10 protein-coding genes are annotated in these 11,667 nt (G+C 59.6%); all 10 read right to left on the bottom strand.

Annotated features, from left to right (window positions below; all coding sequences use genetic code 11):
* Positions 1–56: 56 nt before the first annotated feature.
* Positions 57–1,658 carry an ABC transporter substrate-binding protein gene (locus F1381_RS08485; protein ID WP_151734396.1) on the bottom strand — a complete coding sequence of 534 codons (1,602 nt, stop codon included), beginning with the start codon at positions 1,656–1,658 and terminating at the stop codon, positions 57–59.
* Between the two features lie 242 nt (positions 1,659–1,900).
* Positions 1,901–2,800 (bottom strand): ABC transporter permease, encoded by a 900-nt coding sequence (locus tag F1381_RS08480; RefSeq protein ID WP_151734395.1) that lies wholly within the window; start codon positions 2,798–2,800, stop codon positions 1,901–1,903.
* A 27-nt stretch (positions 2,801–2,827) separates the two neighbouring features.
* Positions 2,828–3,838, bottom strand: coding sequence for an ABC transporter permease (locus F1381_RS08475; RefSeq protein WP_187355254.1), 1,011 nt, complete (start codon positions 3,836–3,838; stop codon positions 2,828–2,830).
* A 257-nt stretch (positions 3,839–4,095) separates the two neighbouring features.
* Positions 4,096–5,622 (bottom strand): PucR family transcriptional regulator, encoded by a 1,527-nt coding sequence (locus F1381_RS08470; RefSeq protein WP_151734394.1) that lies wholly within the window; start codon positions 5,620–5,622, stop codon positions 4,096–4,098.
* Positions 5,623–5,849: 227 nt separating this feature from the next.
* Entirely contained in the window at positions 5,850–6,503 is a 654-nt protein-coding gene (locus tag F1381_RS08465) for an aspartate/glutamate racemase family protein (protein ID WP_151734393.1), read from the bottom strand.
* Positions 6,504–6,540: 37 nt separating this feature from the next.
* Positions 6,541–7,485 (bottom strand): aminopeptidase, encoded by a 945-nt coding sequence (locus F1381_RS08460; RefSeq protein WP_151734392.1) that lies wholly within the window; start codon positions 7,483–7,485, stop codon positions 6,541–6,543.
* 18 nt (positions 7,486–7,503) lie between these two features.
* Positions 7,504–8,175, bottom strand: coding sequence for an AroM family protein (locus F1381_RS08455; protein WP_151734391.1), 672 nt, complete (start codon positions 8,173–8,175; stop codon positions 7,504–7,506).
* 38 nt (positions 8,176–8,213) lie between these two features.
* Positions 8,214–9,161 carry a DUF1177 domain-containing protein gene (locus F1381_RS08450; RefSeq protein WP_151734390.1) on the bottom strand — a complete coding sequence of 316 codons (948 nt, stop codon included), beginning with the start codon at positions 9,159–9,161 and terminating at the stop codon, positions 8,214–8,216.
* A 314-nt stretch (positions 9,162–9,475) separates the two neighbouring features.
* Positions 9,476–10,807 (bottom strand): pyrimidine-nucleoside phosphorylase, encoded by a 1,332-nt coding sequence (locus tag F1381_RS08445; RefSeq protein WP_151734389.1) that lies wholly within the window; start codon positions 10,805–10,807, stop codon positions 9,476–9,478.
* Positions 10,807–11,667, bottom strand: a complete 861-nt coding sequence (locus F1381_RS08440) for a purine-nucleoside phosphorylase (protein ID WP_151734388.1) — start codon at positions 11,665–11,667, stop codon at positions 10,807–10,809. Before F1381_RS08440 ends, F1381_RS08445 begins: the two co-directional genes overlap by 1 nt.

The raw sequence follows: 11,667 nt of genomic DNA, 5'->3' as shown, positions 1-11,667 counted from the left end.
TGGACAAAGAGGGACGGGCTCTTTGGGCCCGCCCGCTCTTTTTGTGCCAAGCTGAATTATTGCTGCTTCGTCAGCGGGTAGAAACGGATGACTTCATCCGGGTAGAACGCATAGCCGCTGATCTTGTTGCTCATGCCGACAATGCGGTTGTACTCATACAGATAAGCCCATGGCGCTTCCGTCGTAATGATCTCCTGCGCCTGCTTGTACAACTCCTCGCGCTTCGCCTGGTCAGGTTCGGCGTTGGCCTGCTCCCACAGCTTGTCGACTTCGGCATTCTGATAGTTGTTGTAGTTGGAGGAGCCGCTGCCGTACATCAGGAAACCAAGGTGATAGCCGGGATCATTGACAAAAGAAGTCCATTTTGAAATATAAGAGGTCAGGTTATGCGTCTTCTGCTGCTCCAGGAACTGCGCCCGGGCCAGCTTGTTGATGTTCATCGTCACACCGATCTTGGCCAGCTCGGCCTGGATCAGCACGGCGTCGTCTTCCCAGTCGTCAAAACCGGAGCCCAGTGTGAAGTCGAAGGTAAAGCCGTTCTCGTAGCCCGCTTCCTTCAGCAGCTCTTTGGCCTTGTCGAGGTTGTGCTCGTATACATAGCCCGCATCCGTAAAGCCCGGCGTATTGCTGGCGACAGAGCTCTTCATCTGGCTGGCCTGTCCATACATGACACCGCTGAGCAGTTCGTCATAAGGGATGGCATAGTTGATCGCCTGACGGACCTTCACGTTGTTGAACGGCTCCACCTTGCTGTTCATGGCAAAATAGAGAATCCGGTTGCTCGCATTCGAGGCTACGGTCAGATTGCTGTTGCTCTCCAGTGCGGAGACATCCTTCGGCGGAATTTCGATTGCCATATCCACATCGCCCTTATCCAGCAGCAGGACGCGGTTGGACGCTTCCTTGGTGAACTTCAGCGTAACTTTTCCGAGCTGTGCTGCACCCTGCCAGTAATCCTCATAGGGCGTAAACACCGCTTCCGTAGCCGGATCCCACTTCTCCAGCGTGAACGGGCCGGATCCGGCGGCGTTGGTCTTCAAATAATCCGCACCCTGCGCTTCCACTGTCTTCTGGTCCACAATGGAGAAGGTGTACATGGAGATGATCTGCAGGAACATATGGTTCGGCGCCGTCAGGGTGATTTCCACGGTGGAATCGTCCTTGGCGGTTACTGACTTAATGGAAGCCATACCGTAGAGGAAGCTGCCGGAGCTGGAACTCGCTACACGTTCAAAAGAGTAGGCCACTGCCGCGGCGTCCACCGGATTGCCGCTCTGGAAAGTTACGCCCGGTCTGATCTTGAAGGTGTAGACGGTATTGTCGTCCGAAACCTCCCAGCTCTCGGCCAGCATCGGCTGGATATCCTCGGTGTTCGCCAGGTTCACGCCGTTCTCTGTCTTGATGCCGTAGGTGACCAGCTGGTCGTAGGCGGCCAGCACCAGGGTATCCGAAGTCAGGTCATTCGCCTCGGCCGGGTCCAGCGTGGTGCCGCCCTCCGAATAAGCGACCGTAAGGAACGGTTTCGCCGCGCTTTGCGCCGCTGCTCCCGAATTTGCCGAATTGGTGGCGGCAGGGGTCTGCGGGTTGGCGCTGCTGGCGCAGCCGGCCAGCATGACTGAAAATGCGATGAGTGTGGACAGCAATTTAACTTTCTTCATCGTGAAACCTCCCTTTGGTTATCCTGCTTGCCTTAAAGAGCGCCCGTATCCGTCCGTCCGGACGGGTACGGATGCCGTGTTGCCGCTTGGCTCTTATTGCGGCCCGGTTGAAGAAACGGATCACAGCTGTGATTTTAGGGGGACCACCGGATGGCCCGTCCTTCAAGAGGATGCCGCCTGAGCCAGGCCTATCTATATTTACCGGGCACATAAGACTTCCCGGGGCTGCTGCCCCGGAGCGCTTATTTCCCCGACCGCAACCGCGGATCAAGCACATCCCGGAACCCGTCGCCGAGCAGGTTGAACCCGAGAATCGACGTGGCGATGGACAGGCCCGGGAAGGTAACCAGCCACCACTGGCCGGAGATAATGTACTCCCTGCCCTCGGAAATCATGGCGCCCCATTCAGCAATCGGGGGCTTGACCCCGAGACCGAGAAAGCTGAGACTGGAAGCCGTCAGAATGGCGAAGCCCATGCCCAGCGTAGCCTGTACCAGCAGCGGAGCGAGCGCATTGGGAAGGATGTGGCGGTAGAGAATAACGGAGTCCTTCACCCCGATGGCCCGGCTGGCCTCTACGTATTCCTTCTCGCGCAGCGAAACGGTCTGCCCGAACATGAGCCGGGCGAACTCGGGAATGCCGACGACGCCGACGGCAATCATTGCGCTGCTGAGGCCCGCGCCGATGGAAGCGGCGATGGCCATCGACAGCACCAGCGACGGAAAGGACAGCAGCACATCCATCACCCGCATGATGACGGTGCCGGTGCGGCCGCCGTAGTAGGCGGCGATGCCGCCGAGCGGCACACCGATGAAGAAGGAAATGGCTACGGCGATCAGGCCGGTCCAGATGCTGATCCGTGCGCCGTAGAGCACCCGGCTGAGAATGTCGCGGCCAAAGTTGTCAGTGCCGAACCAGTGGCCGGCCGAAGGGGGCTGCAGCTTGTTCGCCATGTCCGTCGCATAAGGATCGTATGGCGCAATCCAGGGGGCGATCAGCGCAATGACCGTCCACAGCAGGATGAAAGCAAGCCCGACCGCGGCCAGCCGGTTATGTAGAAGCAGGCTCCAGAGAGTTGTCGGTTTGGACGGGGCCGCCGGCTTCGGCGGCACGCCCTGTGCGGTTTGCGCTGCAGTGCTCATAGTGGGGCTCCTCCTTTCAGTTTGCGGTTATTCATAGCGGATACGCGGATCGATTGTCCCATAGATCAAGTCCACCGCCAGGTTGATGCCACAGTAGAGTATGGCGCTGATCAGTGTGAACGCCTGGATCGGCGCATAGTCGGCGGCAAGAATCGAATCGGTAACATACCCGCCGATACCGGGCCAGGCGAAGATCGTCTCGGTGATGACCGCGCCGCCCATCAGATAGCCGAACTGCAGGCCGAGAACGGTCAGCGTAGGGATCAGCGCATTAACCAGCGCATGGCGGTAGATGACCGCCGATTCCTTCAGCCCTTTGGCCCGGGCGGTGCGGACGAAGTCCTGATCGACCACCTCCAGCATGCTGGAGCGCGTCATGCGGGCCACGATGGCCATCGTGCCGGTGCTGAGGCAGATTGCCGGGAGCAGCAGATGGGCGAGACTGCTTTTCAGTGCAGCTGTGTCACCGGTGAGCAGGCTGTCCAGCACATACAGCCCGGTAATATGCGTCGGCGGGTTCAGATCTCCGCTGATCCGGCCCATCGGCGCCGGCGCCCAGCCCAGAATGGAGTAGAAAATATACACGAACATCAGTCCCAGCCAGAAGATAGGCACGCAGGCCCCGATCAGCGAGAACACCCGGGAAATGTGGTCAATGACCGATTCCTTGCGGGTGGCGGCAATGATACCGACCGGAATGGCGACCACAATCGCAATGAGAATACTGGCTAACGTCAGCTCCAGGGTAGCCGGGAACCGCGAAGCTAAGTCGCTGGCCACGGAATGTCCCGTATGGTAGGCATAACCGATGTCTCCCTGGAACAGCTGGCCGAAATAAGTGAAGAATTGCAGATACAGCGACTTGTCCAGTCCCATGTCCTGACGGATTTTGTCGACCGTCTCCGGCGGAGCCTGCTCCCCGGCGAGCATAATGGCCGGATCGCCCGGCAGCACCCGGGAGAGGATGAAGGTGATGACGATGATGCCGAGCAAGGCCGGAATCATTTGCAGCAATCTTTTGAGCGTGTAGGCAAACAATGAATCAACCCCCTTACGGCTTTCTGTGTCCACCCCTGCGGCTTTGGCGCTTTAACCTGCCAGAGGGGAGGTTTCTTATCAGGAACTGTGTTATTTCTTCGTTCTCTTTAGCGGTTGTGCTAATTCTACAAACTTTCCGGCCGCCCCTCTACGTCCCGTTCCACTAAAAAAAAGCACAACCGTTTGTCGGTTGTGCACTAAGAAACGCCTATTGTGTTATCTTACCTTACACAGGGACCGGAAACTTCCAGTCCCGCCTATTTTTCCTGCAGATAATAATAAATCAGACACAGGTGGCAGACGAACTGCTCTCGCGGATCATTCAGATCGAAACCGGTGATGTCGCGGATCCGCTCCAGCCGGTATTTCACCGAATTACGGTGGATGTACAGGCTGGCTGCCGTGTCGATCAGACTGCCGTTGCATTCGAGATAATGGTAAAAGGTCAGCAGCATGTTGCTGTCATGCTCCTTGTCATAACGCAGCAGCTTGCCCAGCTTCCGCTCGAACAAGGCTTCGAAGCCGGGTCCGCTCAGGCCCTCTAGCAGATGGTAGACCTCAATATCGCCGTAATTCGTCACTTCTCCGGCCCCTGCGCCGAGTCTGCGGGCGACAGATAGCGCCTTGCGGGCTTCACCATAGCTGGTGTGTATGTTCCACAGCTGCTGCGGATTGCCGATGCCCGCGCGGTAACCGCTGAGCCCTCCGGCTTTGTCCCGCATCCATTCCTGCAGCGTCGCCGCCCAGGGCTCCAGCTCCTCCCCGGCAGGGGAAACCTTGCGCCCTTCCTGCGTCGGCAGGAACAGCACCGCCCGGTTCGAACGGTATTCGGCATGGGGCGTAACCCCGCGGCGACGCGCTTCGCGGTCCAGAAGCCGGTACACCGTCTCCTCGCTGGGTGCTGTCGTCCCTTCGATCACAGCCACCTCCCATTGGTGCTCGGGGTTCATCCCGAGCTGTCGGGCCCGCCGCTCCACTTCATGGCGCGAGGGAAAGGGCGGCGTCATCAGCTCGTCGATGAAATTGCCGCGCAGCCGGAATTCCGTGTCCTCGGCAACCTTGCGGCGCATCAGCTCCAGCGCGAACACGACGCGGGCCTGCTCCACGCCCACTTCCTCCAGATCATCCAGCTTCTCCTTGTCGATCACCAGCCGTGCTACGGTGCGCTTGTCCACGTGGATGTTCCAGCCGAGCGGCGCTTCCCCGGGCTGCCAGCCGTAATCCGGCGGGGAAGAGACTATAGTCCGCCCTTCATTATCGATAAGCGCCACCGGCGCCTTGAGCAGCTCAGCCACATTGTCGCTGACCGCCTGGATGCCGCTGTTCTCCAGCACCATCGTGGTCAGTGTGCGGTACACCTCTTCGGAGCGGCGCAGCAGCAGCGCCTGGCGGCCCAGCAGCAGCTCTGTCACTGGCTGGGTAATATCGGTATAGGGGATTTCCGGCGGAATCTCCACAATGGGCAGACCACAGTCGTTGCTGGCGGCAATGGCTTCCCCGGGGATTTCCTTCAGAAAGCGGGCTGGCTTAATGGCCAGAGCTGCCGCACCCAGCCCGTTAAGTGTATAAATCAGTTCCGTCAGCAGCGAAGGATCATGGCGGATGGAATAGGCCGTGGTCAGCAGCATAACCCCCTCACTGATCCAGCCCTGAAGATCGGGAACCTCCATAATATCCACGAACCGTACAATCCGGTCCAGCCCCTGCGCGCCGCTGATGACCTTCGCTTTGGAGAGAACCGGCAGCTGCAGCAATTCCCGCAGCGTAATCCCTTGAGTATTCAATCTGTTCGGCCTCCCTTGTTGTTATCAGTATCTCTTGTTGTCCTATGGTCTATGCCACAGCCGATATCACGCTAGTTTACCAGACATCCCCCGCAAACCACAGGAAAAATATATAAAATTGCAGATAACACGTATGCAAAAACGCCCTTCCCGCTGTTAAACCGGAAAAGGCGTTATGCGAATTGGCAGCCAGGCAGAGGCGGACGGATAGATCCGCAGCCCTTCGGTCAAGTACGCAAGGAGAGCGGCGCGCTTGCCGCTGCAGCCGCGGCGGCACCCAGCGCGAGGATCGGATCGAGCGCCCGCACGCCGATCTTGGCCTCCAGCTCGGCGGCCAGCCCGATGGTGGCGAAGCCGGTGCAAGCGAGCACAATGGCTTCGGCGCCGCGGTCTGCCAGGCGCTGCGCTCCGGCAAGGGCGCCGGCGCGGCCGGCCGGCGTATTCAGGTCAAGCGTGGTTGTGACACCATCCGGGCGGTCCATTCCGATATAGGAATCGCCCAGGATGGAACGGATGAGCGGCGGAACCTCCTCCAGGATGGTCAGCACACCGATGCGCGAGGCGTAGGCCAGCGCCAGATGCGCGGCGCAGGAGCCCGCTCCGAGCACCGGAATCCGGGCGGCCTCGCGCGCCTCCGCCAGCGCCGGATCAGCCGCGCAGCTGATGCCGACCGCAGAGCAGCCGGCCTGCTCCAGCTCACGGGCCAGCGCGATAATCTTCGGCACCGACTGTGCCTCCGTCGCTTCATTGTACACGCCCTGCGGCTGATCCGGTATGCAGCGGCTGATGACCGGCAGGCCATAGCGGTGCTCAATCAGCGCACCATGCAAATGAATGGCGCTCTCTTCCTGCAATGTAATTACACGGATGATTCCGAGCATACATATCCTCCCCTTCGCGTCAGCCTGTTGTTATTGCTTACAGCAATTCCCCGGCACGCATGATCAGCTTGCCGTCCAGATAAACATCCGGCTTCATCACCACGGCATCGATATGCACCCCGGCGGCTACGGTCCCCCCGAAGGTGTTATTGCTGCCGAAAGCGACATGGATGGTCCCGTAGACCTTCTCATCCTCCAGCACGACACCGGTAATCCGTGCTTTGTTGTTAGTACCGATGCCGAACTCGCCGAGCAGCCGGCCGTCGCCGCTGCCCAGCATCTCCAGCAGCCGGCTGCCGTCTTCGCCTTCCGCACCGGTTAGCCGGCCCTTCTCCACGGTCAATACAAGCGGGCTCGACAGCGCTCCGATCCCCGCAATGGAGCCATCCACCTTGATCTTCCCTTCCGCCGTACCTTCCAGCGGAGCGATGTAGGCTTCTCCGGAAGGCAGGTTGCCGGATTCCCCCGGGTTCAGATACAGCCCGGTGCTGAGCACGCCTTCCCGTCCTTCGATGGAGAAAGCGAGGCTCAGCCCGTCCTTCTCCACTCGGACCTGGCGGGCACCGCTTAACTGTGCAGCCACCTGCTCCGTTAGCGCCTTTACCTGGCCGTAATCCGCCGTAATGGCTCCATGGCTGAACATGTCGTCCGTGATACCCGGCATGGTCGCCACACGCGTGCCGTTCGCCGCTGCCCGCTTGCGGGCGGCGGTATGTGTCAACGAATGCCTGGTGATGCACACCGCCACATCCGCGCTTGCCATCGCATCGGCCACCGGAGCGGGCGGCTCCTCGCCCGATTTGCTGCGTGTCTGCATCACCAGCAGCATGCTTTCCGCGCCGAGGCGTTTGCCTGCTTCATAGACCGATTCGGCCAGCTCGCGTTTATCATCGTCGGCGACAACGGCCAGCAGCTCGCCGCCGGCCAGTCCCAGACAGTCTCTCAATACGTTCATACTGATTGCAATCCGTTCTTCACTCATGCCTGTATCCTCCTGAATTCACACCATTTCGGCGATCAGCTTGCCCATCAGGGCATTTGACAGCACTGTGGGCACCCCGGATGAGGCGGCCCATTCTCTATGCTGCTCCACATAGCCCATGCAGTCAAGCACAATCAGATCCGCCTGGCCCTTCAGCTTCTCGGCGGCTGCGCGGAATTCCGCCTCGGTTCCGGTGTACGGGGAGGCGGCTGCAAACGGCAAGCTACTGCCGCCCGGCACCGCGAATTTCTCATTCAGATTGGCCTCCTGCTCCGGCAGCGGCCCGATCAGCGCCAGCCGCCTTCCGCCAAGCATCGCCTGCACCACAGGCGGAATCAGCTGATCCGGCTCGATCAGGTGCGCGCTGCGTGCCGTAAGTCCGGGAAAGGTGCCGGTGCACAGCAGCAGGATCTGGCGGATGCCGGCCTCTTCCATGGCGTCAATCTTGCCCTGCAGCACGGATTTGATCCGCTCCCGCGAGATCACCGCCGCGCTGCCGCCAAGCATCCGCGTGGTCAGGACATATTCCCCCGCCTGCGGGGCGAAGCGTTCCTGCACCTCAGGTGCGGTGAATCCGTCCAGCACGCCGGCTTGAACCAGCTCCGCCCTGCCGCCGAGACAGTGCTCCAGGATCGGCGCAACATCGGAGCGCGGCGCCTGTCCAATCGTAATCATCCCCAGCTGTCGCATGCTTGTTCCTCCTTCATAGAATAGCCGAGGCTCAGCTGTTACAGTGAGGCTACGGGCTTGCCGAGCGTCTGCAGCACCTTCATATCACCGTACAACCCGGTGATGCGTCCAAATTCTTCCTGATTGTAGAAGTGGCAGATGCCCTGTGTGAACTCCTTGGCCGTCTCCACGGCAAAGCGGACCGCCGAGGCTATATCCGCCTCATGGCTTGCACCGGTGCCGCAGCCCGGAACCATGGTCTGCGCGGTAATGGCCAGTCCCACTACCGGAGCATCCGTCGCGACGGCAGGCTGCAGGATGGAATTGATATGATACAGGCCGTTCCCGTACGGCGTAATATCTTGAGTTGTGACCGGAAAGGTCACCGGAAGCTGGCCCGTAGTCATCTCGACCAGACGCAGCAGATCTTCGCTGACCCGCAGGATATACCCTTCCTTCACGGTCGGAGAAATGGCGATTCCCTTATGGTTCACCACCCGGTTGCCTTTGGTCGTGTCAATGGAGAGGATCGCTTCCATCTCCGGCAGCACTTCATGCTCGTTCATCTGCAGAATATCGACCGGCGAGTCCATGAAATCGACCGGCTCATGCGGCAGTGTCGGCGCATCCGGGCAAATATGGGTCGTGATGAGCACATCGCCCTTCAGCACATCGCCTTTCTGCTGCATATCCGCCAGCTTCAGCGCCGCTGCAACGGCCGCAACGGCCCCGTCGGCGTCGGAGACCATCCCGATCCGGCTGGGACGCGCCCCGATGCCGCCGAGACGGCCGACGATGCCGAAGGTCGGCGCGCTGCCGCCGGACAGCTTGCCCTCGCTGCCCCGGATTACGATTTTGACAAATTCCGTGCTGCCCTTCTCACCTTCCACTTTAAGGGCGGTTACCTCCACCCCGGGATACCCGGCGAATAATTGTCTTACCCCTTCTCCGCTGGCGTATGCGCTGTCCAGTGTGTTAAGTACGGTCATGGTCTGATGAAGTGCCATTTCAATTCCTCCCCGGATGTATGTTGAATGATGATCGCTGCTTCTGCAGAAAAGTAAACGACAGTCAACAGAACGGCCCGCCTCCTGTTATGCGGTACCCGTGTGCCGATGTTGTGTTTATACTATCGTAATTTCCGAAATGTCCACAATGTACCCTTCTGCCAAAACTGCAGCCCCTTTCTTGTCCCCGGGCTATAAAGCTGACGCGGCCTGTAGCTTGCACCCGCTGTTCCGCCTGAACGCAAAGAACCCGCAGATCACCAACCATACGGTTCATGAAATGCGGGTTCTCCTGCATGTATGGCTATTAAACTTTAGTAACGGGTAACCCCGTCCTTCGTGACGAGCGCGAATACGAGCGGCTGGGGCGGCACCGGCTGCGAACTGATACGGTATGCTTCCCGCACTTTGTCCTCCGCCTCCCGCACCTTATCCGCGCTGGCCTCATTCACATGCAGCACGGCCAGGACATCGCCTTCGGTAACAGTGTCGCCGACCTTCTTCGCCAGCCGGATCCCGACAGCGTAGTCGATCTGCGATTCCTTTGTCTCCCGCCCGGCACCGAGCAGCATGGCGGCAATGCCGACGGTCTCAGCCTTAATGCTCTCAATAAAGCCGGAAGCCTCCGCCTTTACCTCAATCAAGGTCTTGGCAGTTGGAAGCATGTCCGGTGCTTCGATCTGGCCCGCATCCCCGCCTTGAGCAGCTACAATCTGCTTAAGCTTCTCCAGCGCGCTGCCGTCGGCGAGATGATGCTCCAGGATATCGCGGGCCTCCGCTTCATCCTTCGCCTTCCCCCCAAGCACCAGCATCTGGCTGCCCAGGAACAGGCAGACCTCACGCAGGTCCTGTGGACCTCTGTTCTGCAGAATCTCGATGCCTTCCTTAATTTCCAGCGCATTGCCGATATTATACCCCAGCGGCTGATCCATATCGCTGATGACCGCAACCGTATGACGGCCCAGATGTGTGCCGATATCGACCATGGCCTGTGCCAGTGCAATCGAGTCCTCCAGCGTCTTCATGAACGCGCCGCTGCCCGTCTTCACATCGAGCACAATGGCGTCTGCGCCGGCGGCGATCTTCTTACTCATGACCGAGCTGGCAATCAGCGGAATCGAATTTACGGTAGCCGTTACATCCCGGAGTGCGTAGAGCTTCTTGTCGGCGGGCGTAATGTTGCCCGACTGGCCAATAACGGCGGCGCCGATCTCGCCGACCTGGGCGAAGAACTGCTCGCGGTCCATTTCCACCGAGAAGCCGCTGATCGACTCCAGCTTGTCGAGCGTGCCGCCGGTGTGACCCAGGCCCCGCCCGGACATCTTGGCGACCGGTACGCCGGCCGAAGCTACCAGCGGGGCGAGCACAACGGTCGTCTTATCGCCCACGCCGCCTGTGGAATGCTTGTCCACCTTGATCCCGGCGATGGGACTAAGGTCAACCTGGTCGCCGGACATCGCCATCTCCAGGGTCAGATCGCCGGTCTCCCGCGCATTCATCCCCTGGAAATAGACCGCCATCGCCCAGGCCGAGATTTGATAATCCGGAATTTCACCTTTACTGTACCCCTGAATCAGATAAGCGATCTCCTCGCGGCTCAGCTCGCCGCCGTCCCGCTTCTTCTGGATCAGATCCACCGCACGCATTAGACCTGCACCTCGCGCACGAACGCACGGACCAGTCCGATGAATTTCGGTTTGGTCAGATTGGCAACCTTCACCACCTGCTCATGGGTGAGCGGCTCCAGCTCATCGGCGATGGCCATATCGGTGATACAGGTAATGCCGAGCACACGCAGTCTGCTGTGGCTGGCGACAATAACCTCCGGCACCGTAGACATTCCCACCGCGTCTCCGCCCAGGTAGGCCAGCATCTTCAGCTCGGCCGGTGTCTCATAAGTCGGGCCGCTGATTCCGGCGTATACGCCTTCCTGCAGCACCAGCGTTTCACCGTCCACACCCTTAACGCCTTCCGCCAGCTTCTTGGCCAGCGCCATATACTCACGGTCATAGGCGGCCGACATATCCGGGAAGCGTACGCCCAGCTCGGGATCGTTCGGCCCGATCAGCGGGTTGTCCCCGGTCATGTTGAGATGGTCGGTAATCAGCATCAGATCCCCGGCTTTGAATGCTTTGTTCATGCCTCCGCCGGCATTGGTAATCACAAGTGTGCCTACACCCAGCTTGGCCATCACATAGACCGGCAGCACAACCTTGCGCATGTCATAGCCTTCATAGTAATGGAAGCGGCCCTGCATGATGATGACATCCTTGCCTTCCAGCTTGCCGATGACGAACCGACCGGCATGGCCTTCCACCGTGGAACGCGGAAAATGCGGAATCTCTTCATAAGGCAGATACACGGCATCTTCAATCTGATCGCCGAGATCGCCCAGGCCGGAGCCGAGAATGAGTCCAATTACAGGGGAGTATGCCCCCAGCTTGCCCTTGATATATTCAGCCGCCTCTTTTACCTGCGTGCCGTAAGGAGTGGTTGTTTGTGTCAT

Origin of the sequence: Paenibacillus tengchongensis, from assembly GCF_008973665.1 — a bacterium.
Classification (GTDB): Bacteria; Bacillota; Bacilli; order Paenibacillales; family Paenibacillaceae; genus Paenibacillus_AQ; species Paenibacillus_AQ tengchongensis.
Note: the sequence above shows the minus strand (reverse complement) of the source record. Positions and strands in the feature narration are given on the sequence as shown.

Coding starts and splice junctions, on each gene's coding strand:
- F1381_RS08460 (WP_151734392.1), bottom strand. CDS start 7,485: ATGAGTGAAGAACGGATTGCAATCAGTATGAACGTATTGAGAGACTGT.
- F1381_RS08455 (WP_151734391.1), bottom strand. CDS start 8,175: ATGCGACAGCTGGGGATGATTACGATTGGACAGGCGCCGCGCTCCGAT.
- F1381_RS08450 (WP_151734390.1), bottom strand. CDS start 9,161: ATGGCACTTCATCAGACCATGACCGTACTTAACACACTGGACAGCGCA.
- F1381_RS08445 (WP_151734389.1), bottom strand. CDS start 10,807: ATGCGTGCGGTGGATCTGATCCAGAAGAAGCGGGACGGCGGCGAGCTG.
- F1381_RS08480 (WP_151734395.1), bottom strand. CDS start 2,800: ATGAGCACTGCAGCGCAAACCGCACAGGGCGTGCCGCCGAAGCCGGCG.
- F1381_RS08440 (WP_151734388.1), bottom strand. CDS start 11,667: ATGACACAAACAACCACTCCTTACGGCACGCAGGTAAAAGAGGCGGCT.
- F1381_RS08485 (WP_151734396.1), bottom strand. CDS start 1,658: ATGAAGAAAGTTAAATTGCTGTCCACACTCATCGCATTTTCAGTCATG.
- F1381_RS08465 (WP_151734393.1), bottom strand. CDS start 6,503: ATGCTCGGAATCATCCGTGTAATTACATTGCAGGAAGAGAGCGCCATT.